The sequence below is a fragment of the Sandaracinaceae bacterium genome, assembly GCA_020633055.1.
GTDB lineage: Bacteria > Myxococcota_A > Polyangia > Polyangiales > Houyiibacteriaceae > JADJJE01.
The window spans coordinates 391731-416639 of record JACKEJ010000009.1 but is presented as its reverse complement, the minus strand read 5'-3'; the positions used below and the strand labels follow the sequence as shown (position 1 = coordinate 416639).

At 70.5% G+C, this 24909-nt stretch carries 19 protein-coding genes and 2 pseudogenes; 15 read left to right on the top strand and 6 right to left on the bottom strand.

What is annotated here, in order from left to right; translation table 11 throughout:
• Positions 1 to 46: 46 nt before the first annotated feature.
• From H6726_21830 to H6726_21810, 5 genes are all read left to right on the top strand, one after another.
• Positions 47 to 829, top strand: coding sequence for an RNA methyltransferase (locus H6726_21830; GenBank protein ID MCB9660298.1), 783 nt, complete (start codon positions 47 to 49; stop codon positions 827 to 829).
• A gap of 281 nt (positions 830 to 1110) precedes the next feature.
• Positions 1111 to 2037 carry a hypothetical protein gene (locus H6726_21825; protein MCB9660297.1) on the top strand — a complete coding sequence of 309 codons (927 nt, stop codon included), beginning with the start codon at positions 1111 to 1113 and terminating at the stop codon, positions 2035 to 2037.
• 194 nt (positions 2038 to 2231) lie between these two features.
• Positions 2232 to 2720 (top strand): peptide-methionine (R)-S-oxide reductase MsrB, encoded by a 489-nt coding sequence (msrB, locus tag H6726_21820; protein MCB9660296.1) that lies wholly within the window; start codon positions 2232 to 2234, stop codon positions 2718 to 2720.
• Between the two features lie 362 nt (positions 2721 to 3082).
• Positions 3083 to 4897 (top strand): choice-of-anchor I family protein, encoded by a 1815-nt coding sequence (locus H6726_21815; GenBank protein MCB9660295.1) that lies wholly within the window; start codon positions 3083 to 3085, stop codon positions 4895 to 4897.
• Positions 4894 to 6528: an alkaline phosphatase D family protein gene (locus H6726_21810; protein MCB9660294.1), complete on the top strand. Its 1635-nt coding sequence runs from the start codon at positions 4894 to 4896 to the stop codon at positions 6526 to 6528. Before H6726_21815 ends, H6726_21810 begins: the two co-directional genes overlap by 4 nt.
• Positions 6529 to 6615: 87 nt before the next feature.
• Here the strand turns inward: H6726_21810 and H6726_21805 are convergent.
• Together H6726_21805 and H6726_21800 are read right to left on the bottom strand one after the other, a co-directional pair.
• Positions 6616 to 6819 (bottom strand): annotated as a pseudogene (locus tag H6726_21805) (SUMF1/EgtB/PvdO family nonheme iron enzyme).
• Between the two features lie 188 nt (positions 6820 to 7007).
• The gene (locus H6726_21800; protein ID MCB9660293.1) at positions 7008 to 7667 is read right to left on the bottom strand and encodes an SUMF1/EgtB/PvdO family nonheme iron enzyme; all 660 of its coding nucleotides are present in this window, start codon (positions 7665 to 7667) and stop codon (positions 7008 to 7010) included.
• A gap of 892 nt (positions 7668 to 8559) precedes the next feature.
• On the opposite strand from H6726_21800, the gene H6726_21795 reads away from it, so the two are divergent.
• A complete protein-coding gene (locus H6726_21795; protein MCB9660292.1) occupies positions 8560 to 10494 on the top strand; it encodes a protein kinase in 1935 nt (644 codons plus the stop codon).
• Positions 10495 to 10503: 9 nt separating this feature from the next.
• Complete coding sequence (locus tag H6726_21790; protein MCB9660291.1) at positions 10504 to 11712, top strand: hypothetical protein; 1209 nt, start codon at positions 10504 to 10506, stop codon at positions 11710 to 11712.
• Between the two features lie 9 nt (positions 11713 to 11721).
• Here H6726_21790 and H6726_21785 read toward each other — a convergent pair whose 3' ends face one another.
• The gene (locus H6726_21785; GenBank protein ID MCB9660290.1) at positions 11722 to 13506 is read right to left on the bottom strand and encodes a hypothetical protein; all 1785 of its coding nucleotides are present in this window, start codon (positions 13504 to 13506) and stop codon (positions 11722 to 11724) included.
• 145 nt (positions 13507 to 13651) lie between these two features.
• Here H6726_21785 and H6726_21780 point away from each other — a divergent pair, with 145 nt between their 5' ends.
• Together H6726_21780 and H6726_21775 are read left to right on the top strand one after the other, a co-directional pair.
• Positions 13652 to 14023, top strand: coding sequence for a four helix bundle protein (locus H6726_21780; protein MCB9660289.1), 372 nt, complete (start codon positions 13652 to 13654; stop codon positions 14021 to 14023).
• Positions 13998 to 15068, top strand: coding sequence for an RNA-directed DNA polymerase (locus H6726_21775; GenBank protein MCB9660288.1), 1071 nt, complete (start codon positions 13998 to 14000; stop codon positions 15066 to 15068). The genes H6726_21780 and H6726_21775 overlap by 26 nt, the downstream gene beginning before the upstream one ends.
• An 83-nt stretch (positions 15069 to 15151) precedes the next feature.
• On the opposite strand, the pseudogene H6726_21770 reads toward H6726_21775, so the two are convergent.
• The 3 genes and pseudogenes from H6726_21770 to H6726_21760 form a co-directional block, all read right to left on the bottom strand.
• A pseudogene (locus tag H6726_21770) lies at positions 15152 to 15352 on the bottom strand (SUMF1/EgtB/PvdO family nonheme iron enzyme).
• A 188-nt stretch (positions 15353 to 15540) separates the two neighbouring features.
• Positions 15541 to 16242 carry an SUMF1/EgtB/PvdO family nonheme iron enzyme gene (locus tag H6726_21765; GenBank protein MCB9660287.1) on the bottom strand — a complete coding sequence of 234 codons (702 nt, stop codon included), beginning with the start codon at positions 16240 to 16242 and terminating at the stop codon, positions 15541 to 15543.
• A 761-nt stretch (positions 16243 to 17003) separates the two neighbouring features.
• On the bottom strand, positions 17004 to 19157 hold the full coding sequence (locus H6726_21760) for a glycoside hydrolase family 3 C-terminal domain-containing protein (protein ID MCB9660286.1): 2154 nt from the start codon (positions 19155 to 19157) through the stop codon (positions 17004 to 17006).
• A gap of 180 nt (positions 19158 to 19337) precedes the next feature.
• On the opposite strand from H6726_21760, the gene H6726_21755 reads away from it, so the two are divergent.
• From H6726_21755 to H6726_21730, 6 genes are all read left to right on the top strand, one after another.
• Positions 19338 to 20324 (top strand): Rieske 2Fe-2S domain-containing protein, encoded by a 987-nt coding sequence (locus H6726_21755; protein ID MCB9660285.1) that lies wholly within the window; start codon positions 19338 to 19340, stop codon positions 20322 to 20324.
• Positions 20325 to 20360: 36 nt separating this feature from the next.
• The gene (locus H6726_21750) at positions 20361 to 21278 is read left to right on the top strand and encodes an ArsA family ATPase (protein ID MCB9660284.1); all 918 of its coding nucleotides are present in this window, start codon (positions 20361 to 20363) and stop codon (positions 21276 to 21278) included.
• A 118-nt stretch (positions 21279 to 21396) separates the two neighbouring features.
• Entirely contained in the window at positions 21397 to 22011 is a 615-nt protein-coding gene (locus tag H6726_21745; GenBank protein MCB9660283.1) for a hypothetical protein, read from the top strand.
• 40 nt (positions 22012 to 22051) lie between these two features.
• Positions 22052 to 22423, top strand: a complete 372-nt coding sequence (locus tag H6726_21740; protein MCB9660282.1) for a rhodanese-like domain-containing protein — start codon at positions 22052 to 22054, stop codon at positions 22421 to 22423.
• Complete coding sequence (gene folK / locus H6726_21735; GenBank protein MCB9660281.1) at positions 22405 to 22935, top strand: 2-amino-4-hydroxy-6-hydroxymethyldihydropteridine diphosphokinase; 531 nt, start codon at positions 22405 to 22407, stop codon at positions 22933 to 22935. The genes H6726_21740 and folK overlap by 19 nt, the downstream gene beginning before the upstream one ends.
• A 101-nt stretch (positions 22936 to 23036) precedes the next feature.
• Positions 23037 to 24893 carry a TIGR02266 family protein gene (locus H6726_21730; protein ID MCB9660280.1) on the top strand — a complete coding sequence of 619 codons (1857 nt, stop codon included), beginning with the start codon at positions 23037 to 23039 and terminating at the stop codon, positions 24891 to 24893.
• Positions 24894 to 24909 lie beyond the last annotated feature (16 nt).

Below are 24909 nucleotides of genomic sequence, written 5' to 3'. Positions count from 1 at the left end.
GCTCACGCCGGCGAGCGCGATCGGCCCGCGCTGCTACCATCCGGCCGTGGCCGACAACAACCAACGAGTCTACGGGGTCGCCGCGTGCCGCGCGGTGGCGCGCGCCCGCCCCCTGGACGTGCGCCGCGCGTTCTTGGAAGAGGCGCGGCTGCGCGAGTTCGGCTGGTTCGTGGAGGACATGGCGCGCAGGCGCCTGGGCTACAACATCGTCAGCGCCGAGGACCTCGAGCGCATCACGGGGGGCGTGCACCACGAGGGCGTGTGCTTCTACGTGGACCCCGCGCCCACACCGAGCTTCGACGACGTGCTCGAGCGCGCGGCCGCGGCCCAGCGCGCCCAGTCGGACGAGCCGCTGCGCGTGCTGTACCTGGACGGCGTGCGCAACCCCCACAACCTGGGCGCCATCCTGCGCACCGCCGCGCACTTTGGCGTGGACGCGCTGCTCGTGCCCGCCAGCAGCACGCCGGGCCTGGGACCTGCAGGCACCCGCGTGGCGGAGGGCGCGGCGGAGGCCGTCCCCTTGATCCGGCTCAACCGCCCGCTGGACGCGCTCGCCGCGTTGAAAGAGCGCGGTGTCCCGCTGTTCGTCGCGGACGCTCACCAGGGAGAGAGCGTGTTCGACACGCGGCTCCCGAAGCGGTGCGTGCTGGCGCTGGGCGCCGAGCGCGAGGGGATCTCCGAAGGCCTCCGCAAGCTCGCCCAGCGAGCGCTGTTCATCCCGGGCACGGGGGACGTGGAGAGCCTCAACGTGGCCGCCGCCGCCAGCGTGCTGTTGGCGGAGCACGTGCGCCAGAGCGGGCTCGCCCGGCCCACGTCGGGGCGCGCTTGAAGCGACCGGGCGCACCGAAGGCGCAGCGACCCTCCTCGAAGGCGCGCGTCGCGAACAAGCGCGGGGACGCACCTGGGAGCCGACCCGAGGCCACGAACCCGTCGGGGGACACACGACGAGCCGCCGGGCCGCGTCGCGCTCAGGGCGGCTCGCCAAAGAGCGCGCGCCCTTCCGCGAAGTCGCACACCGAGTCGCCGTCCCGCGGCCGCCGCGAGCAAGGGCGCAAAGCGAACGACGCCAGGGAGGCTCACGACCGCCGCCGTGACGACGCCCCGACCACGCTGCCCGAGGCCCCGCAGCACGTCCCCGCGCAGCTGACGGGCTACCTGGCGCCACCCGGGCTCATCGACGAGGTGCTGCGCGAGGTGGGTCCTGCCTGGCACGTACACGGCCAGCTCGTGCTGTGCGAAGGCCCCCCGGTCGAGAGCGTGTGGGCGCAGGACGTGTGGCTCGCGCCCGAGCACCGGGTGATCACGTCGATCGGGGACGCCGCGAGCGCGCTGCGCGCCGTGCAGCGCAACTGGGTGCCCTGTGGCGACGCGCATCACCGCCGGATGAGCCTCATCGCCGACAAGCTGCCGCCCATCAAGACGCGCAGCTGGCCCTTCCCTACCCCTCTGCCGGACGCTGCGCTGGGCGCCTTCACGCTGCTCGGGCGCGACCGGCTGCTGTTCAGCGCCACGCGCAGGAGCCCGTTCCCACACGGCGAGGTGGTGTTCGCCGAGGACCGTGAGGGCCCGCCCAGCCGCGCCTATCGCAAGCTGTGGGAGGCCTTCACGCTGCTCCAGCAGCACCCCGCGCCTGGGGAGCGCTGTGTCGACATGGGGGCCTCGCCAGGCGGGTGGACGTGGGTGCTCGCGGGACTCGGAGCCGAGGTGACCAGCGTCGACAAGGCCCCCCTCGCGCCGGAGGTCGCGGCCCTCCCGAACGTCCACAGCATCGAGGGGAGCGCCTTCGCGCTGCGCCCCGAGGACCACGTGGAGCGGCCGTTCGACTGGTTCTTCTCAGACGTCATCTGCTACCCGGCGCGGCTGCTGGCCATGGTGCAGCAGTGGCTCGCGCTGGGCGCCGCCAAGCGCTTCGTGTGCACGCTCAAGTTCCAAGGGGAGACGGACCACGAGAGCGTCGCGGGCTTCGCCGCCATCCCGGGCTCGCGCCTGCTGCACCTCTCGCACAACCGGCATGAGCTCACCTGGGTCAAGCTGTAACGACCACGCGCGCGTGGCGTACACTCCCCACCATGCACAGCCCGCCACAGCGAGACGCGCACCACGGGTGCAAGCCCACGCACGCCACCGCGCGGTGGTTCGTGCTCGCAGCGTCGTTGGCGTCGCTCGCCCCCGGATGTAACCGCAGCGGCGCCACGAACGACCGCCCCTCACCTCCAGAGGAGACCTCCCGCATGTCCCGCCACGACACCGACGAGCCCGAGCATCCGCAGCAGTTCACCGACCCCGCCACGGGCGAGACGCTCACGCTGACCGACGCCGAGTGGAGGGAGCGGCTGACCCCGTTCGAGTACATGGTGCTGCGGCAGAAGGGCACGGAGCGCGCGTTCACCGGACGCTTCCACGATCACCACGAGGACGGGACCTACCGCTGCGCCGGCTGCGGCGCGCCCCTCTTCAGCTCGGACGACAAGTTCGACTCGGGCACCGGCTGGCCCAGCTACAGCCGCGCCATCGCCGAGGGACGCGTGGCGGAGCACCGCGACACCAGCCACGGGATGGTCCGCGTCGAGGTCGTATGCGCCCGCTGCGGCGGACACCTGGGCCACGTCTTCCCGGACGGCCCCGCCCCCACCCGCATGCGCTACTGCATCAACTCCGCCTCGCTCGACTTCGACGCCGCCTCGGAGCCCCCCGCGGCAGCCGACGAAGACCCGCAGTAAGCACCGCTCCCCAGGGGGTCATCCGTCGTTCGTGCACGCCCCCATGACCGCGCACGTGCACGAACGCGTCCTCGTGCTCGTGCTCGTGCTCGTGATCGTGGTCGTGCGCGTGCGCGTGCGCGTCCTCGTGATTGTGCACGTGCACGTCCCCGTCCCCGTCCTCGTCCTCGCCCCCGTCCCCCTGCTCCCCCATCCATGTGTCGGGACCCCCAGCGCCCGCCACGCTAGCCACGCGCTCGTCACACGCGTCATGCGGACGACCGCCCGCATGACAACTGACACGTCGCGCACGGAGACGTCGCAGGCGGCCACGGACCCGCACCAGTACATCTCGCGAAACTCGAAATCTACGAGGTTCCAAGATGTCTTTCGTCACGACGTGGGCGGCTCCCACGCACTCGAACCGGTCGCGCCGCGTCCGCACCCTGTCCTCTCTCTTGCTGAGCGTGCTGCTCGTGGCCGGCTGCGGCGACGAAGGCCCCACGGGCGCCACCGGTCCCGCGGGCCCCGCCGGTCCTGCTGGCCCCACGGGTCCCACGGGGGCGCCTGGTACGAACGGCACCAACGGAACCAACGGTACGAACGGCACCAACGGTACGAACGGTACGAACGGCGAGCCGGCCATCCGCGGCATCCTGCTGCGTCACGCCGGCCGCTACGAGAGCGGCGTGTTCGCCGAGGGCGCGGCGGAGATCGTGACGTTCGACGCCTCGTCGGGCCGCCTCTTCGTCGTCAACGCACAGGCCGCCACGGTGGACGTGCTCGACCCCACCGATCCGACGGCGCCCGCCCTGATCAGCACACTGGACGTGACCGCCGCCGACCCCCTGCGCGCCCTCGGCGCGGCCAACAGCGTCTCCGCCTACGACGGCGTGCTCGCCGTGGCGATCGAGGCGGACCCCAAGACCGACCCAGGCATCGTCGCGTTCTACCGCACGGCGACGCTCGAGCTGCTCGCCTCGGTCGAGGTCGGCGCGCTGCCGGACATGCTGCGCTTCACGAACGATGGCGCGCGCGTCCTGGTGGCCAACGAGGGTGAGCCCAACGACGACTACACCGTCGACCCCGAGGGCACCGTGTCGGTCATCACCATCGGCGACGGATTCGTCACCCCGCCCTCCGTCACCACGCTCGACTTCTCGGCCTTCGACGCGGACATCGCCGACCTGCGCGCCGCTGGCGTACGCATCTTCGGACCGGGCGCGTCCGTGTCGCAGGACCTCGAGCCCGAGTACATCGCGGTGTCGGGCGACGACCGCTTCGCGTGGGTGTCCCTGCAGGAGAACAACGCGCTCGCCCTGATCGACCTCGGCACGAGCCCCTCCATCGTGGACATCCTCCCGCTGGGCGTGAAGAACCACTCGCTGCCCGGCAACGAGCTCGACCCCAGCGACCGCGACGGAGGCCCCCACCTCGCGACGTGGCCCGTGTTCGGCATGTACATGCCGGACACCATCGCCGCCTATGACGTGGCCGGTCAGACCTACGTGGTCACGGCGAACGAAGGCGACGCCCGCGACTACGACGGCTTCGGCGAGGAGACGCGGGTCGGCAGCGTCACGCTCGACCCGACCGTGTTCCCCAACGCGGCAGCGCTGCAGAACAACGCGGCCCTCGGTCGCCTGCGCACCAGCACGGCCAACCCCGAGACGGACGGGGACCTCGACGACGACGGCGACGTGGACGTGATCTACGCCTTCGGCGCGCGCAGCTTCTCGATTCGCGACGGCCTCACCGGCGACCTGGTGTTCGACAGCGGCAACGACTTCGAGCGCATCACCGCCAACCGCCTCGGCGCGAACTTCAACGCCACCAACGACGAGAACGGCGGCGACAGCCGCTCGGACGACAAGGGCCCCGAGCCCGAGGCGCTGACCCTGGGCGTCATCCGCGGGGCCACCTTCGCGTTCATCGGCCTCGAGCGCGTGGGCGGCATCATGGTCTACGACATCACGCACCCCGAGAGCCCGCGCTTCGTCCAGTACATCAACCCGCGCGACCTGAGCATCGACTTCGACGGCGACGTCCCGGCCGAGCTGAGCGCCGCCGGCGACCTGGGCCCGGAGGGGATGGTCTTCATTCCGTCTGCGCTGAGCCCCACGGGCCAGGACCTCCTGGTGGTGGCCAACGAGGTCAGCGGCACGACCAGCATCTTCGCCATCGAGGTGATCGAATGAGCCGCGACGTGCGCATGTCGCTCTCGCGCCGCGAGTGGCTCCAGTCGACGGGCGCCATGGGCGTGGTCGTGGCGAGCAGTCAGTTGTTGGGCTGCGACGACGACAAGCTCCCGCCTCTCCCGTCGGACCTGCCGACCGACCCGTACACCGGGCCAGAGGGCCCCGCGACGGTCTTCTCGCATGGTGTCGCCAGCGGCGACCCCGTCGCGGACGGCTTCGTGATCTGGACGCGGGTCTCTCCCGCCGACCTCGGCACCTCCGTGGACGTGTTCTACGAGGTCGCCTTGGACCCAGAGTTCGTGGACCGCGTCGTGGCCGGCACGATGACCACGGGCGCCTCCGTGGACTTCACCGCCAAGATCGACGTGCGCGGCCTCGTGTGGGGACGCGACTACTACTACCGCTTCGCGGCTTTGGGACGATCGTCGCTCGTGGGTCGCGCGCGCTGCGCGCCCGAAGGCAACGAGGCGCGCGCCTTGCGCTTCGCGGTCACGTCCTGCGCCAGCCTCGGTCACGGCTACTTTCACGCCTACCGGCGCATCGCCGAGCGCGAGGACCTCGACGCCGTGATCCACCTCGGCGACTACATCTACGAGTACGGGACGGGCGAGTACGGCAGCGTGCGCGAGTACGAGCCCGCGCACGAGATCGTCACGCTGGCCGACTACCGCACGCGCCACGCGCAGTACCGCCGCGACCCGGACCTGCAGGCGCTGCACCAGCAGCACCCGCTGATCCCCATCTGGGACGACCACGAGAGCGCCAACGACAGCTACGAGGACGGCGCCGAGAACCACCAGCCCGACAGCGAGGGCGCGTGGACCGACCGCAAGGCCGCCGCCAAGCAGGCTTACTTCGAGTGGATGCCCATCCGAGACGCGGCCACCCACCAAGTCTACCGGCGCCTGCAGTACGGCAACCTCTTGGACATCGTGCTGCTGGACACGCGCCTCGAAGGTCGCGAGCAGCAGCTGGAGGACGCCGACGAGCTCGAGGGCGAGCCAGCCTCACGCTCCCTGCTCGGCGCGACGCAAGAGGCCTGGTTGAGCGCCGAGCTCGAGGCCAGCACCGCGCGCTGGGTCTTTCTGGCGCAGCAGGTCATGGTCGCGCAGCTGAGCCTCTCCGGCGGCAGCCCGTTCAACCTGGACCAATGGGACGGCTATCCCGCGGCGCGCGGACGCCTGCTGGAGACGATCCGCACCCACGCCAACAAGCGCACCGTGGTGCTGACGGGCGACATCCACACTAGCTGGGTGAGCCGCTTGGTCGAGGACCCCTACGCCGAGGGCGTGGACCTCGATCGCGACGCGCCCGCCGTCGAGTTCGTGACCACGTCGGTCACCTCCCCGGGCATCGCCGCGGGCAACCTCGCGGACCGCATCGCGCAGGGCATCATCGACCAGAGCCCGCACCTCGAGTACGTGCAGCTGTCCCGCAAGGGCTACGTGGTGATGGAGGTCACGGCTGGCACGGTCTACGCGGACTACTTCTTCGTCGAGGGTGTGCTCCCCGGAGAAGACGCAGAGGAGTTCGCGGTGGGCTTCGACACGCGTCACGGCGTAGCCGACTTGGTTCGCCGGGACACGCCGCGTCCGACACGTCCCGCTCCCGCGCCGGCCCCTGGACCATGACCGAATCGCTCGGCGTCTCCGAGGTGCGTGCACTGCGGGGGCGAGCACATCACCTCGACCCGGACTTGCTGCCCGCGGTGCGCGCCATCAAGCAGGTGGCACGACTTGTCGCCCAGGCCATCGTCGAGGCTCGGCGGCTCGACGTCGTGACCGCGAAGCAACAGGCGTCCCTTGGCGCGCGCAACGGAAACCCACGTGGTTGTTGCGGTTCGACGCATCGTTCCTGTTGCGATTCGCAGAGCGCACCCTGGCGGCATCGTTGTTGTTCCACGAACCGCCACGGAGCACCCGGCGGTGACCCGGAGCCCCATGAAGCTATCGCCCGAGGAGTCGGGTGTCCAACGCAAGTTTCGGGCGAGGCGCGCAAAGCGCGCCTCCCGCACGCCTCGACCCCTGCCTCGTCGGTCTCCGTGACCCGAGACACATCGGGCCCGCGACACGCGGGCCAGGATAGAGTGACTAAGCGGTCTAGGTATCCCCTAGTTTGCCCCGCGCGCGCAACGGAAACCCACGTAGCTGTAGCGGTTCGACGCATCGTACCTGCCGCGATACGCAGAGCGCACCCTGGCGGCATCGTTGTTGCTCCACGAACCGCCACGGAGCACCCGGCCGTCTCCGCTCGTCGGCCCCGACGGATCGCGCACCGCTCCGCTCGGATACGCTCCGTACCAATCGCTCACCCACTCCCACACGTTCCCAGACATGTCCTCCAGCCCAAACGGGCTTCGGCCCGACGCATGTGAACCCACCGCCGCCGTACCTCCACTACAACCGAAGCCGCCGCAGCCTCCTGACCACTGCAGCCGTCTATCGCTGGGTCCTTCGTTCCCCCACGGGTACACCCGACCGTCGCTTCCTCGCGCCCCGTACTCCCACTCCGCCTCCGTCGGCAGCCGCCCTCCCCGCCATCCGCAATACGCCACCGCGTCATCCCATGAAACCCCAGTCACCGGATGTTGCTCCTTCCCAGACGCTCCCCACGTGAAGTAGTTGCCCGTCATCGGCGTCCGGCACCGCCCCGCACGCACGCACTCCCCATACGCCGACACTGTCACCTCCGTCCGGTCCATGTAGTAGCTGCTCAACGTAACCTCGTGCACCGGACGCTCGTCCGCATCCCCCCCAGACGCCGTTCCCATCTGGAAACGCCCACCCGGGATCAGAACCATTCCCGCTAACGCCAAGCGCGCCCTCTCCGCCGCTGATGCCCTCTCCGCCGCTTCTCGAGCTGCCCTCTCCGCCGCTTCTCGAGCTGCCCTCTCCGCCGCTGATGCCCTCTCCGCCGCCACGGCCTCCGACTCGCATCCCGACCCCCGCCGGACGAATCCCGCACCACATCGCGCCTCACCGACGCACTCGTTCCGGCTCGGCACCCACGCCTGCCCGGGCCAGCAGCAGTTCCCCCGCGTGTCCGCGTTGCGCACACGTCCGGCCTCGCATCCACAGTCGCCATTGCTCTGCGCAACCTGTCCGGCAGGACACCGCGGCGCGCCCGTGCACGCGCTCGTCGACGCAACCCAATACTGCCCGGGCCAGCAGCAGTGACCGCTCGTGTCCGCGTTGCTCATCAGCCCGCTCTCGCACTCCGGCTCCCCACCCCAGCCATGGTCCACGGCACGCGGCGCCGGCGCGCTCTGCCCACGGCGCCCCCGTGACGACGACCTCGAACCGCCCGACGACGCACTCGGTTGGCAGCACCCGCGCGCGTCCCGCGGTACCGACGCCGCGCATGACCTGTTGCAGCCCTGCGCCTCCGCACGCCCCGTGATCCCCACCTCGGACGGCGTCCCCACCGAGAGCCCGAAGCCAAAGCTCAACCCCACGCTCGCGAGCCCCATCCACAACACACGTCCTGCTCTCATCGCTTCGTCCTGCTTCCTAGACCGCGCGTCGACCGGCGGGACTGGGACACTAGCACAATCGCTCCGCCACCGCGGACGCCCAGCCCAGGCGCTCCGCCACGTCATTGGCCACTTCTGCAGGTCCCACGCGCATTGACGGAACGGCGCCGCGCACTTCATCCTCACCGCCGTGAGCACGCGTGTGACAGACCTGGTTGGCTGTGAACTGGCCGGCTTTCGCCTGACGGATTTCTTGGGTGAGGGCGGCATGGCCGCCGTGTACCGCGGCGAGAACAAGCTCACCCGGAGCATCGTGCGCGCCATCAAGGTGGTGCGCACCGAGCTCGTGGAGCAGCCCGAGTTCGTGGAGCGCTTCGCGCGCGAGGCCGAGGTGCTCGAGCGCTTGCGCCACCCCAACATCGTCGCGTTCTTCGGGCTGCGCGAGTCCGAGCTGCTCGGGACGCGCGTGCTCTTCATGGAGCTCGAGTTCTTGGACGGCATGTCCTTGGCGGCGGCCACGACCGAGCACGCCCAGCGCGGCGGCGCGTCGGTCGCGTGGGCGGTCAGCTGCGTCGCGCGTGCGGCCGACGGCGTCGCTGCAGCCCACGACCTCGGCATCGTCCACCGCGACCTCAAGCCCGACAACATCTTCCTGTGCAGGAACGGCGACGTGAAGGTGCTGGACTTCGGCATCGCCAAGGTCGTCGGCGAGATGGACGAGGGCAAGCGCCTGACCACGGTCGGCACCATCGCGGGCACGGTCGCGTACTTGGCGCCGGAGGTGTGCAACGGCGCGTCCCCCGACGCGCGCGCAGACGTGTATGCGCTGGGCGTGACGCTGATCGAGCTGCTGCTGGGCCACCACCCGTACGAGGCGCCTGGCGCGACCCGCAAGTCCACGACGCAGCTCATGATGGCGCACGTGTCGCAGGCCATGCCCAGCGTGCGGGCCGTCCGCTCCGACGTGTCGCCCAAGCTCGAGGCCATCCTGGCGCGAGCCACCGCGAAGGACCCGGCGGCTCGCTTCGACAGCGCGCGCGACCTGTCCCGCGCGCTGCGCGAGCTGGTCCCGGACCTGGAGTCGGCCCTGCAGACCGCCCCCAAGAGCAAGCTCGAGACCGAGTTCGCCATCCCCACGCTGCGGAACGCCGTGACGACCGAGACGGGGCGCACGATGGACGTGCCCACCGGCCCCGCGGCCTCGCGTTCGCGGAAGCTGCGCGTGGCGCTCCTCGGAGGCACGCTGGCCCTGGGATCCGTCGCAGCGCTGGCTGCCACGGGGGTGTTCGGCGAGTCCACGTCCGACGCGTCGGAGGCACCCGTGGTCGCCGTGGTCGACGCGGGCCCCGAAGACGCCGCGATCGAGGAGCCCACGTCGCTCGCGAACCCTTGGATCCGGGTCGACGGTGCGCGCTCGCGGACGGTGTTGGGCGTGGGCGACGACCCGCCCAGAGGCGCGGTGGGGTTCCGTGCAGATCGCGGGGTGGTGGCGCCGAGCGGTGCGTTCGAGATCCAGCAGCACGAGGTGACCTGGAGCGAGCTGGAGCCGTTCCTGGCCACGCCCGAGGCCACGCAGCATCGCTTCGACCTGCCTTCGACGGTGCCGGAGTCGCCTGAGGACCGCACGAACCTCCCGGCGGTGGGCGTGCCGTGGAACACCGCGCGGGCGTACTGCATGTCGCTCGGAGGCAGCCTGCCCACGGAGGAGCAGTGGGAGTACGCCGGCCGCGGGCCCGAGCTGCGACCCTACCCGTGGGGGAACTCGCCCGTGGACCGCATGCGGACGAACGTGTATGCGGGCGACGAGGCCGCGCCGCTGGCGGTCATGCGGAGCGACCAAGACGTCACCCCCACGGGCATCTACGACCTGCTGGGCAACGCGCGCGAGTGGACCGTCGACGTGTACCGCGACGACGCCCCGGGGCAGGACGAGTCGTGGGCGGCCGAGGGTGACACCACGTATCGCGCCGTGCGTGGCCTCCGCTACGCCGCGCCTGCCAACACGCGGGTCCCGAGCGTTGGGTTGGCCGCGCGTGACGCGCTCTGCGCCACGGGCGGGTGTGTGGAGGCGGCGCAGGCCGAGCTGAGCCACATTGGCTTTCGGTGCAGCCGAGCCGTCCGATAGGAACCCGACATGGCGCTGACGCTCCCTGCATCGTTTCAACAACTCAAGGACCTCCCGCTGCGCGTCGAGTGCACGCCGGAGCAAAAGAGCGCGCTGACCGCCCTCTTCGCGAGCGGCGCCGAGCTCGAGGCCGCCGACGCCAACGCGTTCTACCGGCGCGCCGACGAGCTGGTGGTCGAGCTGATCGCCTATCTGGACGCTCAAGTGGCCCAGACGACGCAGCTGCGGTTTCAGGCGGGCGACACCAACGCGCTCAAGCAGAAGCTGCTGGCCGACCCCCGGCGCGCCGTCGACCAGACCATCAGCGCCATGAAGCAGCGGGTGTCGAACGACCGGAGCGACTGGAGCCGGCGACTCACCAAGCAGCTGAAGGACATCCAAGACACGCTGCATCACGAGCTGAACGGGATACCCGTCGATGTGCGCCCAGAGAGCGGCATGATGCTAGTCACGGCCGAGGCCAGCTGGCGGAGCCAGTTTGCGCGGTGGGTGGACACCACAACGGCCAAGTGGTCCAGCCACCTGGGCCAGCTGCTGCAATCCAAGACCCTCGACTTGCTGCGCGGCGACCTCGATCAGTTGGGCCAGCAGGTTTCCGCAAACCTCGTGCCCACACTCCCTGCGGCCCACGTCCCGGTCGCGACTGCCCAGTTTCAGGAGCGCGTGTGGGAGGCGCGCTTCGATCCGCCCGGGCTCATGGGCACGGTGTTCGACACGTTCAAGAACGGCCTGAACACGGTGGCCATGCTGGCGGGCATGATCGTCATACCCGTCGTGGGCAGCCTCATGAACGAATCCCCGGTACACGTGCGGGCCATCGTCATGAGCGCCACCATCATGCCCGTAGTGCTCTTCGCTGCGGTTCAAGGGGTGCGCACACGCAAGCGCCTGATGACCCAGCTTACCGACAAGGCGCGGGGCGAGATCACCAAGAGCCTGGACGTGGCCACGCGCGGCCTGCTCGAGCGCTTCAAAGTGGACGCGGAGCGCTACTGTGCGGAGTACGGCCAACAGGCGCTGGCCTCTGTGCTTCAGCAAGTGGAACCCTTCGTGACCGACCACTTCCAGTCTCGCGAAGCGTCCGCGGCCGCAGAGCTGGCCGCGGCGCAGATTCAGGTGGACCGACTCCAGGAACAGGCGAGTACGTTGCGGTCCGTGCGTGGCGCGCTCGTCAATCAGGTGCAGGTCGACGTACGCCGCCGTCTCAACGAGTCGTGAGCGCCCCAGTCATGCGTACTGCAAGCGGCTCTGCATCTCGCCAATGATGTCGTCCGCGCGCTCTCGACTCTGCCGAATGGCCTCGAACGCCTCGCTGTAGTCGCCGCGCATCTGCTGCGCCTCCTGAAGGCACCCGCCCGCCCCCGCAGCCGCCTCCCGGGCCTGCTCGCTCTGTTCGCGCGCCGCCTCCATGTGCTGACGGGCCTCGAGCAGCGCAGCGTCGGCTTGTGACTCCAGCGAGCGCATCTGGCTGAGCACCTGCTCCGCCTGGGACTCGAGGGAACGCATCTGGCTGAGGATGCCCTCGGCCTGCGACTCCAGCGAGCGCATTTGGCTGAGGATCCCGTCCGCCTGCGACTCCAGCGAGCGGATGTCGTTGACCACCTGCTGAGCGGTGTTCTCGTGCTGCCTGGTCTCGTTGAGGGCCTGCTCAGCCAGGTTTTCGTGCTGACGTGTCTCGTTCAGCGCTTGTTCCGCGTTGGTCTCGTGCTGCCGCGTCTCGTTCAGCGCCTGCTCCGAGTTGGTCTCGTGCTGGCGCGTCTCGTTCAGCGCCTGCTCCGCGTTGGTCTCGTGCTGCCGCGTCTCGTTCAACGCTTGCTCCGCGTTGGTCTCGTGCTGCCGCGTCTCGTTCAACGCCTGCTCCGCGTGGGTCTCGTGCTGCCGCGTCTCGTTCAACGCCTGCTCCGCGTGGTTCTCGTGTTGGCGCGTCTCGTTCATGGCCTGCTCGGCGGCGTTCTCGTGCTGACGAGTCTCCACCATGTGTTGATTGGCCACCTGAGCGTGTTGATGCGCAAGCTGCGCCTGCTGCTGAGCGGCCTGTGCTTGCTGCTGGGCCACCTGCGCCTGCTGTTGAGCAGCCTGCGCTTGCTGCTGAGCAGCCTGCGCCTGTTGCTGCGCCACTTGGGCCTGCTGTTGGGCCGCCTGGGCGTGCAGCTGCGCCTCGGTCTCGTGCTGCTGCGCGTGGCTGGCGGACGCCGCGGCTTCTTGGCTCGACTGCTCCGCGGCGCTCGCGCTCGCCTGCGCCGCCACCTCCGCCTCGTGCGCGTGCTGCGCACTCGTCTGTGCGGCCACCTCCGAGTCGTGTGCGTGCTGCGCGCTCGTCTGCGCGGCCACCTCCGCCTCGTGCGCGTGCTGCGCGCTCGCCTGTGCCGCTACCTCCGAGTCGTGCGCATGCTGTGCGCTCGCCTGTGCCGCCACCTCCGAGTCGTGCGCGTGCTGCGCACTCGCCTGTGCCGCCACCTCCGCCTCGTGCGCGTGCTGCGCGCTCGCCTGCGCCGCCACCTCCGAGTCGTGAGCGTGCTGCGCGCTCGCCTGCGCCGCCACCTCCGAGTCGTGCGCGTGCTGCGCGCTCGCCTGGGCCGCCACCTCCGAGTCGTGTGCATGCTGCGCGCTCGCCTGCGCCGCCACCTCCGAGTCGTGTGCATGCTGCGCGCTCGCCTGCGCCGCCACCTCGGAGTCATGAGCGTGCTGCGCGCTCGCCTGGGCGCCTGCTTCAGCGGCTTCGGCCGCCACGCGTGCCTCGTGAGCTGCGGAGGCGTCCGCTTCGGCCGCCGCACGCAGCGCCGCGATCTCGTCTCGCAGCGTCGCAGCCTCGGCGCGGAGCTGGGAGATGATCGCGTCGTGTTCTCCCCCCATCCAGCTCTGCAGGAACTGCTCCAGCTGCGCACGTATGGCTTCCGTGGCTGCGTACGCCTGCTCGGCGCCGTCGGCCGCCGTGGTCGCTCGACCCTGCTCGACCTCGGTGGCATCCGCGGCGGCGGTCGCCCGTGCCAGCTCCTCTTCCATTGTTGGCATTGCGTGGACTCCTTGCCTTGCGGGCGTCCAGCCCGCGACGTACCGCCATGCACGTTATCGTGGGTGGTCGGCAGCGACAACCTCAGGGTGAAATATTTCGCTGGAAGCGCTACACTTCCGACGCAACGCGACCGGGGAAATCGCTGTGAACACCTCTGCTAAACAGGTTCCCGTCGCCGTCGAGCGCGCCCAGGCGCTCTGGGTCGAGATCGACGCGCGGGTCCAACAGTGGCCACGCTCCGCGCGCCCCCTGCTCGGCGACCGCGTCGTTCGCGCCTCACACGACCTGCTCGAAGCCTTGCTCCGCGCGACTTACGCGCGAGGCGCGGAAGCTACTGCGCAACACCTCGCCAACGCCGGCCATCACGCCGCGATGCTAAGGCTCCTGCTCCGCGGCGCGCACGCTCGCCGGTACCTCGCGCCAGAGGCGCACGAACACGTTCAGCGGTCGCTGCATGAGATCGGAGCCATGATCGGTGGTTGGACCCGCGATGCCAAAGCCCGTAGCGGCGACTGACGCGCTCAGCTTGCGGTCGCTCTTGGCAGCCGCAGCGCGCGCTGCGCGGGGCAAGCGCTCCCGGGCGTCGGTCGCGCGCTACCTCGTCGAGCTTGAACCGCGCCTCATCGACCTCGAGCGCAGACTCCTCGCAGGGACGTGGGTCCCCCAACGCCCCGTCATGCTGCGCGTGCACGACCCGAAGCCGCGGACCATCTCCGTGCAGCCCTTTGAAGACCGCGTCGTGCACCAAGCGCTGGCCGCCGTCCTCGGCCCGCGGCTGGAGCGTACGCTTATTCGCGACACCTACGCATGCCGCGTCGGCGCGGGCACCCACGCCGCCCTCCGTCGCGCCCGCGCATGGGCTCGCACGTACCGCTACTGGGTCCGTCTGGACGTCGTCCGCTACTTCCCAAGCGTGGATCACGCCGTGCTCCGCGAGCTGCTCGCGCCCGAGACGCCCGAGCCGTGGCTCTGGCGTCTGTGCGACCTCATCTTGGAACGGGGCGAGTGTGAGCGTGAGCGCGCGTACTTTCCCGGCGACGACCTCTTCACCCCTCATACACGCGACGTTGGGCTCCCGCTCGGCAACCTCACCTCGCAGCTCTGGGCCAACGCGTACCTCTCGCCGGTGGACCACTTCGTCAAGGACCGGCTGGGGCACCGCGCATACCTCCGGTACATGGACGACATGCTCCTCCTCGGCGACGATCGCGGCGTGCTCGCAGACGCATCGGCGGCCGTCGTCGCCGCGTGCGCGGACCGGCGGCTTCGCATCCACCCGCACGACATCCAGCCGACCTCGGGCGGCGTGGGGATCGTCGGGTACCGCGTGCTGCCCGACCAGGTGCGCGTCCGGCGCACGAGCGTGGCGCGCGCGGAGCGGCGGCTTCAAGCGCTCTACGGCGACGTGCGCGCCGGCCGGACCTCGCCCCTCGCTGCGTGGGAGAGCGTCCGGGCAACATTCGCGCATTGGGACCACGCCGACGCGTGGCGCCTCAAGGGACGGCTGCTCCGCGAGCTCGACATTCTCGACACGCCTGCAGCAGAGTGGCAGCGCTCATAGGAGCCCGCGACCCGGCGGGGCCGCGCCCTTGCAAGCAGAGGGGCGAGGAACCCCGCCGGGGCCGGGCGATCGTCCGCCCCGCTTCACGGCGAGCCGGACCTCCGGGCGGGGGCAGGGAGTGCACGGGCAACGCGGCCGTGACCGCGAAGCAACAGGCGTCCCTTGGCGCGCGCGCAACGGAAACCCACGTTGTTGTTGCGGTTCGACGCATCGTTCCTGTTGCGATTCGCAGAGCGCACCCTGGCGGCATCGTTGTTGTTCCACGAACCGCCACGGAGCACCCGGCGGTGACCCGGAGCCCCATGAAGCTATCGCCCGAGGAGTCGGGTGTCCAACGCAAGTTTCGGGCGAGGCGCGCAAAGCGCGCCTCCCGCACGCCTCGACCCCTGCCTCGTCGGTCTCCGTGACCCGAGACACATCGGGCCCGCGACACGCGGGCCAGGATAAAGTGACTGAGTGGTCTAGGTATCCCCTAGTTCGCCCCGCGCGCGCAACGGAAACCCACGTTGACGTTGCGGTTCGACGCCTCGTACCAGAAGCGATTCGCAGAGCGCACCCCGGCGGCATCGCTGTAGAGCCACGAACCGCCACGGAGCACCCGGCCGTCTCCGCTCGTCGGCCCCGACGGATCGCGCACCGCTCCGCTCGGATACGCTCCGTACCAATCGCTCACCCACTCCCACACGTTCCCAGACATGTCCTCCAGCCCAAACGGGCTTCGGCCCGACGCATGTGAACCCACCGCCGCCGTACCTCCACTACAACCGAAGCCGCCGCAGCCTCCTGACCACTGCAGCCGTCTATCGCTGGGTCCTTCGTTCCCCCACGGGTACACCCGACCGTCGCTTCCTCGCGCCCCGTACTCCCACTCCGCCTCCGTCGGCAGCCGCCCTCCTCGCCATCCGCAATACGCCACCGCGTCATCCCATGAAACGCAATTCATCGGGTGCGCCTCCCTACCAGACACCCCCCAGTTGCAGTACTGGCTGTAGAAGGTTCGGTCCGCGGCGCTGATGCCCGGCCAATCCACCGCCGACCGCGCCGCGCAACGCCCCGCACGCACGCACTCCCCATACGCCGACACCGTCACCTCCGTCCGGTCCATGTAGTAGCTGCTCAACGTAACCTCGTGCACCGGACGCTCGTCATCATCCCCCCCGGACGCCGTTCCCATCTGGAAACGCCCACCCGGGATCAGAACCATTCCCGCTGGCGCCGGCGAATCGCAGCCGTTCGCGCCACGTTCGAAGCCTGCCGGGCAGCGGGACGGCCGCCCCATGCACTGCCGCTGACTCGGCACCCACGCTTGCCCCGGCCAACAGCACTGCCCCATGGTGTCTGCGTTCGACACCATGCCCGCCGCGCAACCGCAGTCGCCGTTCGACTGCGCCTCCATGCCTGCTGGGCACCGCGGCGCCCCCTGACAGCTGTTGGCGGACGGAAGCCAATACTGCCCCGGCCAGCAGCAGTGACCGCGCGTGTCCGCGTTGTCGACGGTCCCTCCCTCGCAGGCGGGCACGCCGCCCCAGCCGTGCTGCTCCCGTACGGATGGCGCCGCGTCCCGCGGCGGCCGACGCCGCCCGCCTCCGCCGGAGCCACCGCTCGGACGCTCCACACAGCACCCACGCGCGTCCCGCGGGACAGACGACGCGCAGGACCGGTTGCAGCTCTGCGCCTCGGCGCGCCCCATCGGGCCTCCGTGGGACAGCGTGCCCAGGAGAAGTCCGAGCCCGTAGCTCGCCACCACGCTCACGAGTCCAAACCGCAACACACGTCCCGCCTTCATACCTGCTCCTGAGTCTTCGATGTCCGGCCGCCAGAGGCTCCGACCGTACCACGACGGCGCTTCGCAACACGCAAGGTGGGAAGCGCCCGTCAGGGGCAGGGAGAGCGGGCGGTGCGACGCCGGATCACGCGCGACGATTCAACGGTGGCTCAGTTCGCCACCTCGAAGCTCGCCTCGAGCGGACGCTCACCCGCGTTCGGGCCCACCTCGACGCGGTACGTGCCGGGCTCGATCACCCATCGCGCACCCGCCTCGTCGTAGTACGCCAGGTCCGCGATGGGCAGCTCCAGCACCACGTCGCGGCCCTCGCCTGCGGGCAGGTCCACCCGCGCAAACCCGCGCAGCTCGCGCACGGGGCGCGGCACGGCATCCCCCGGCGTGCGCACGTACACCTGCACCACCTCGGCGCCGTCCATGGCGCCCGTGTTGCGCACGCGCACCGTCACCTGCAGCACGTCGTCGGCCCGCGCCGCCATGCGCGACAGCGTGAGCGACTCGTAGGCGTAGTCGGTGTACGAGAGGCCGTAGCCCAGCGGGTAGCGCGCCTGCGTGCCCTCGCGGTCGAGGTGCCGCTGTCCGTGGAAGAGCCCCTGCGTGACCTCCTCGCTGACCGAGTCGAACGCGGGTAGGTCAGCGAGCGCGTAGGGCCACGCCATGGGCACACGCCCCGTCGGGTTGTGATCGCCGAACAGCACGCTGGCGATCGCGTGTCCGCCCTCCGAGCCCGGGTACCACGCCATCACCAGCGCCTCGACGTCGTCCACGAACGGCCCGACGTCCAGCACGGACCCGCCCTCGAGCACGACGACGACGTTGTCGTTCAGCGTCGCGGCCTGCTGCACCACGGCCACGTGCGCGGCGGGGACCGCGAGCGTGTCTCGGTCGCCCGCCGCGATGGTGCCCTCGCCCTCGCTGCGGCTGTCGAGCCCGACGACCACGACCACGACGTCCGCGGCGGTCACGGTCGCCTGGTCCCCCGCGTCGCTCAGGTCTCCGGGCACGTGCGTCACGGTCGCGTCCCCCGCCGCCGCCATCAGCCCCTCGAGGGCAGTGACCACGCTGGTCGGGCGCACCGCGCTGCTGCCCTGGTCACCGATGTTCTCGACTTCCGCGAGCTGCCCCACCACCACGATGTCGGTGCCCACGGTGCGCGCGATGGGCAGCACACCGTCGTTCTCGAGGAGCACGATGCCCTGCGCCGCCGCGCGTCGCGCCAAGGCCAGCGTCTCCTCCGTCTCGACGGCCTCGTCGTCGCGCATGGGCGGATCCGTGTCGAGGCTGTAGCAATACTGCGCGCGCAACATGCGACGTAGCGCCGTGTCCAGCTGCTGCTCGCGCACGTCCCCCGCTCGGACCGCCTCGACCAGCGGCTCACCATAGATGAGCTCGGTCGGCATCTCCAGGTCGAGCCCGGCCTCGATCGCCGGCACGGTGTCGTGCGTGCCCCACACCCAGTCGCTCATCACGAGCCCGGCGTAGCCCCAGTCGTCGCGCAGGATGTCGGTCAGCAGGTGCCGGTTCTGGCTGCAATACTCACCGTTGACGCGGTTGTAGGCGCTCATCACGCCGGCCACGCGCCCCTCGGTGATGATGCGCTGGAAGTGGGGCAGGAACACCTCGCGTAGCGCGCGCTCGCTGACCTCCACGTTCACCGTCAGGCGCGTGTCCTCGATGTTGTTCACCGCGAAGTGCTTCACCACGCACAGCACCTGCTCCTGTGCCCCCAACACGAAGCCCGTGCCGAGCGCACCCACGTGGAACGAGTCCTCACCGTAGGTCTCCTGCGCGCGCCCCCAGAGCGGGTGCTGCAGCAGGTTCACCGTGGGCGCCAACAGCGTGTCCGCCCCGCGCGCCCGTAGCTCCGTCCCGATGGCGCGGCCCACCTCGGCCTCGAGCTCCGGGTCCCACGTGGCACCGCGCGCCATGGCTACCGGGAAGGCCGTGCCCGTCGCGCCACCGAGCCGGCTCACGCCGCGCGGACCGTCCAGCATGTGGAAGCCGGGGAAGCCCTTCTCGGGCAGGATGGCCGCCTGCCAGGTCCCCGCGCGCGGGAGGGGGAAGGTGCCACGCATCAGGTCGGCCTTCTCTTCGAGCGTCAACGCGGCCAGCACCAGGTCGATGCGGCGCTCGACGTCGCGCGCGTCGTGGTCACGGCAGTAGGCCTCGATGGCCGGAGTGATGGTGTCGCTACTGCTGCTGCAGCCGGGCGCCGCGGCTGCGGCGAGGGCGCACACCAGCACATGACGAAGGAGGCGAGAGCGGCCGCGCTGTGCGCGCGGGGCGGGGGGAGCGAGTGGTCGCATCCGCGGAGAATGCCAGAATCGGCGAACCGGCGAACAATTACAAAGTGTATCCGTCCCACCCGCGCCCTGTACGCATCGGAAACTCAAGCGCTATTCTGGTCCGCCCGATGCACGCTGGGGCGTGACCGCGGCCCGGGAGTGCGCTATGTAGAACAAGTTCTACTCGAAAGGATCGTCCCCATGACCGCCACCGCCACCGCCCACCGCTATCCCCGAGGCTGGTTCCCCGTCGGGCTCAGCACCGAGGTGCCCGCGGGCGAGATGAAGTCGGTCCACTACCTGGGCCGCCAGATGATCGTGTACCGCGGCGAGGACGGCGTGGCGCGCGTGTCGGACGCCTACTGCCCGCACCTCGGCGCAGACATCGGCGTGGGCGGCAAGGTCGAGGGCGACTGCGTGCGCTGCCCCTTCCACGCGTGGAAGTTCGGCCCGGACGGTCAGTGCGTGGAGGTCCCGTACGCCAAGCGCATCCCACCCCGCGCGAAGATCGGCGCGCACCCCACCGACGAAGCCAACGGCTTCATCTTCGTGTGGAACGACCCGGACGGGGGCGCGCCCGACTACCAGATCCCGCGCCTGCCCGAGTGGGACGACCCCACCTGGAGCCGCTGGTCGCCGGACCGCCTGGAGATCAAGACGCACCCACGCGAGATCGTCGAGAACGTCGCGGACAAGGCGCACTTCGCGCCCATCCACGGCACGCACATCGACGTGTTCGCCAACGAGTACAACGGCTACGAGGCCGTGCAGGTGATCGAAGGCGTCGCGTACCCCCGCGGCGGCGGCAAGGACTACTTCAAGTCGCGCACCACGTACTACGGCCCCAGCTTCCAGATCTCGGCCATGGACGGCTACCTGCAGAACAAGATCGTCAACTGCCACACCCCCATCGGCCCCAACAGCCTGCACCTGTGGTTCGGCGTCATGCTGCAGACCAAGCCGGGCGGCGACAAGAAGCAGACCGAGGAGTTCGCGAAGCAGTACGCCAACAACCTGCTGGTCGGCTTCAAGGAAGACATCGCCGTGTGGGAGCACAAGGTCTACGTCGAGAAGCCCATCCTGTGCGACGGCGACGGCAAGCTCGGACCTCTGCGCCACTGGTACCAGCAGTTCTACGAGCCCAAGAGCGCGAGCCCCGCGCCCCAGAGCACCGAGGCCGCCGAGTAGGGTGCCAAGCGGCGCCCTCTCTGCTACCACCGCCAGATGGCGCACCTGCTGGACCGGAAATTTCTGATCGTCGTGGGCAAGGGCGGCGTGGGTAAGACCACCGTCAGCGCTGCCCTCGGTCTGGCCGCGGCGCGTCGCGGCAAGCGCACGCTCATCGCCATGACGAACGTCAAGGAGCGCATGAGCCACATGCTGGACGTGCCGCCCATCGGCAGCCAGATCGTGCGCGTCGCCCCGAACCTCGACGTGGTCAACATGGACCCGCAGGTCGCGCTCGAGGAGTACGGCATCATGGTCCTCAAGGTGCGCGCGCTCTACAAGGCGGTCTTCGAGAACCGCGTGGTGCGGAACTTCCTGCGCGGCACGCCCGGCATCGAGGCCTGGAGCATGCTCGGCAAGGCGTTCTTCCACGTGTCGCCCCCCAGCGGCCCGCCCGACTACGACCTCGTCGTGCTGGACGCGCCGGCCACGGGGCATGGCCTCGAGATGCTGCGCGTGCCCAAGGTCATCCAGGACGTCGCGCCGCCCGGTCTGCTGCGCAAGGAGGCCGACCGCGCGCTCGAGATGTTCCGCGACGAACGTCAGGCGGGGGCCGTGCTGGTCACGCTTCCCGAAGACATGCCCGCCAACGAGACCATCGAGCTGCACGGCGCGCTGGTGAGCGAGCTGTCCATGAGCATCGCCGCGTTGGTGGTGAACCAGAAGCTGCCCTACCTGTTCCAGGGTGAGAGCGCGCAGGTGCTGCTCGACCTGCCCAAGCACCTGCCCGCCACCAGCCCAGCCGCCACGCTGGCTCGCGCCGGGCGTGCCCGTGTGCTGCGAGAGAACGTGCAGCAGGAGAGCCTCGCCAAGCTGAGCGCGGCCATCAAGGCGCAGCGCGTGGAGCTGCCGCACCTGTTCGCGCCCGAGTGGACGCGCACGCAGGTGGACTCCCTGTCGCGCGCCTTTGGCTAGTCGGCGTCGCACGCCACGACGGCCACCACACAACGAACCGCGACGCGCACGCTGAGGTGCGCGCTGGCCTGCGCGCCAAGCACAGGCTGGGCCCCTGGAATTGGGATAGGCTGAACGGGTGGACGCTCAGGCCTACCCCCGCACCACGAGCTACCTGCGTCGGTTGCCCGCTGGGCTGCTGTCGCACCCGCAGTGCGAGAGCAAGGCGTCCCTCTATCGCGAGGCCGTGCGCAACCTGCCGCGCCCGCTCGCGCTGGACGAGCTGGACCCGCTGCTGGCTGAGTACGTGCGCGACCCGCTGCCCATGTCCGCGTGGGTGCCGGAGGTCGTGAACACCGCGCTGTACCTCGCCATCGCCGACCAGGTGTTCAAGGACGACGACGCTTTCCTCGCGTGGGTCTCCGAGTTCAGCCAGCGCGTCTTCGAGGCGCCCATGTACCGCCTGTTGATGGCGGTGGCGTCCCCGCAGCGGCTGGCCAGCGGCGGGGAGCGGCGCTGGGCCAACTTCCACACGGGCGTGGACTACGAGATCCAGGTGCTGGAGGACGGCACGCACAGCCGCTTCGGCTTCCCGTCCTATCTCTACGACAGCCTCGCCCTGCGGGCGACGCTCAAGGCCATCGAGGCCGCCTACCGCGCCAGCGGCGCGCGGGCCGCGCGAGCGGAGCTGCTGAACATCGGCGCCACGCACGCCGAGTTCCGCGTGCTGTGGTACCCGGACGGCAAGCGCTGAGCGCCTTGCGACCTGCTGCGGAGGCCCCCACACTCGCCGGGTGGCTCGCATCCCCGAAGCTCCCCTGACGCGACACGGCTACTACGAGCTGCGTCCGCTGGACGTGCTGGGACGCACCGACCTGGTGCTGATCGACGTGCGCCCGTTGCCCGACTTGCTGGGCGACTTCGGACACATCGAGGGCGTACACCACCGCCTGGGCAGCGAGGTGCGCGCCTCGGGCTTGCCGCTGCCCAAGGACACCCCGGTGGTGCTCGTGTGCAACAACGGGCACGAGAGCCGGCGGCTGGTCATCGCGCTGGTGGCCGAATTCGGATTCACGGAGGTCTTCCACTTGGTGGGCGGGATGCTGCGCTGGAACGGCGAAGAGCGCGCCATCTGCACGACCCCTACATGGAAAGCGCTGCCTTGAGCGACGCCGAGGTCTGCTATGTCGGGCTTGGCGCGAACCTGACCTCGCCCGTGGGGCCGCCCGACGAGACCTTTCGCGTGGCCTGCGCGCGCATGCCGGGCGACGTGGAGGCCGTGAGCCCCGTGTACGAGACCGCGCCCGTGGGCCCTCCCCAGCCCTCGTTCTGCAACGCGGCCGTGCGCCTGCGGACGCCGCTCGAGCCGCTGGCGCTGCTGGACGCGCTGCTCCACATCGAACGCGAGCTCGGCCGCGACCGCGCCCGCGAGACACGCTGGGGGCCGCGCACGCTGGACCTGGACGTGCTGCTGTGGCCCGGGCGCACCGTGGACGAGCCTCAGCTGCGTGTCCCGCACCCCCGCCTCCGTCAGCGCGCCTTCGCGCTCGCGCCCCTGCTGGACGTGCTGGCGGCCGACGTCCGGCCCAGGGGGCTCCGACACGTGCTCGAGCGCGACTTGCTGCTCGCGGGGGGACGCCCTCCGCTGCACGCGCGCTCGCCCGCAGCAGCAAAATAGACATCGCGAGGGGCCCATCGTTCCGATGTTGTGGAGCCGAGGAATGCTGGGTACCCTGACGCACCCCGAAATTCCGGCGCGATCGTGAAGAGCTAGCCCCCATGTCCGACACCCGCAAAGACGAACGAACCGATCTATCGCTGAAAGTGCGCTTCAAGAGCGCCAACCTCGACGAGTTCGTGGAGCAGTACAGCACGGACATCTCCCGGGGCGGCCTCTTCATCAAGTCCAAGAAGCCCATGGCGGTGGGCACGCTGCTCAAGTTCGAGTTCCAGCTGAAGGACCAGTCTCGGCTCATCCACGGCGTCGGGCGCGTGGCGTGGACGCGCGGACCGGACGTGGCCACGGACACCGCGCCACCTGGCATGGGCATCAAGTTCATCAAGATGGACGCGGAGAGCCGCGACCTCGTGAACAGCATCGTCGAGCGCCGCGGCGCACAGCCGGGCCGCTACGACGAGGGGGACCCCGCGCAGCAGCCAGCGCCGAGCTTCTTCCCCGAGGGCCCCCCTGCGGAGATGCCTGCGCACGAAGACCGCACCAACGTGCGACACGCCGCAGACTTCCTGGCTTCTGCGCTCGCAGCGGGCAACGCGGACAAGACCGCAGCCGAGGAAGCCGCCGCCAGCGCCGAGGCCGCGCGGCGCCGTGGGCTCGAGATCCAGGCGCGACGCGAGGCGGAAGCGAAGGCGGGCCTCGGCGGCGGCGTGGCCGACATCCCGGCCACCATGGCGCCGTCGGACGGCTTCGACGACGAGGACGCGCAGACCGTCGTCGCCGATCGCAGCATGCTCACGTCCGACGTCGCTGCGCTGATGGGCGGCAGCGTCCCCCCTCCCAAGGCGGAGAAGCGCGAAGGCGCCGCGGAGGGCGTGGTGATCGCCTCCGAGCCGGCTCCCAAGCCCGCCCCGAAGGCGGCCGAGACGCCGAAGCCGCAAGAGAAGCCAAAGCCCGCCCCCGAGCCCGCTCGGGCGCCAGCGCCTACGCCCAGTCCGTCGGGGCCGCCCGAAGCGTCCGAGAGCGGCGCCGGCATGATCGTCGGGGTCCTCCTGCTGCTGGCGGTCGTCGGTGGCGCGGTCTGGTACTTCGGCTTCCGAACCCCAGACGTGGCGCCACCCGTCACGCCAGTGGGGACCCAGGAGCCGGAGTCCACCCCCGAGCCCACGGACGAGCCCCCGCCAGCCGAGGGCGAGGGCGACACCGTCGCTGAAGGCGACACGGGCGAAGGCGCAGGCGAGGGCGACACGGATACCACCGCTGAACCGGAGGAGCCCATTGTCACGCACGACGTGCCGTTCGCCACCACTCCGTCGGGCGCCGTGGTGAGCGTGAACGGAGAGGCGCGCGGCACGACCCCGGTCAGCGTCGCGCTCCCCGTTGGCCGAGAGGTCACCGTGACCCTCAAGGCCCCCGGCTACGCCGAGGAGACGCGCACCGTCACGGCCACGGAGACGATGACGACGCAGCGCGTGACGCTCACGCGGCTGCCGTTCGTCCTGCGGGTCGTCACCAACGCGCCGAACCCCACCATCTCCGCGCAGCGTCAGACGGCCAACGCAGACGGCGAGCTCGAGCTCCACGCGCTGCCGCCGGCGTTCCAGCTGGCCGTGAACGCGGACGGCTACGTGCGGGCGACCCAGCAGGTGCGCAGCGCCGACTTCGTAGAAGAGAACGGCGCCATGCGCCTCACGATCACCGTGCAGCTCCAAGAGCGCGTCCGCCCGACGCGCGCAGCCCCGGTGGAGGACCTCTCGTCGGTCGAACTCCCGACCCCCACGATGATTGCGACGCCCGGCGCGACGCCTGTCCCCGTGGAGAACGAAGCGCCGACGCCCGCGCCGGATCCCGCACCGGCGCCCGCCCCCGCGCCCGCCCCCGCACCGGCGCCAACGCCCGCACCAGCGCCCACGCCCGCACCAGCGCCCGCCCCCGCCCCCGCCCCCGCCGCCAGCGAGTAGGGCGGGCACTCTCGTC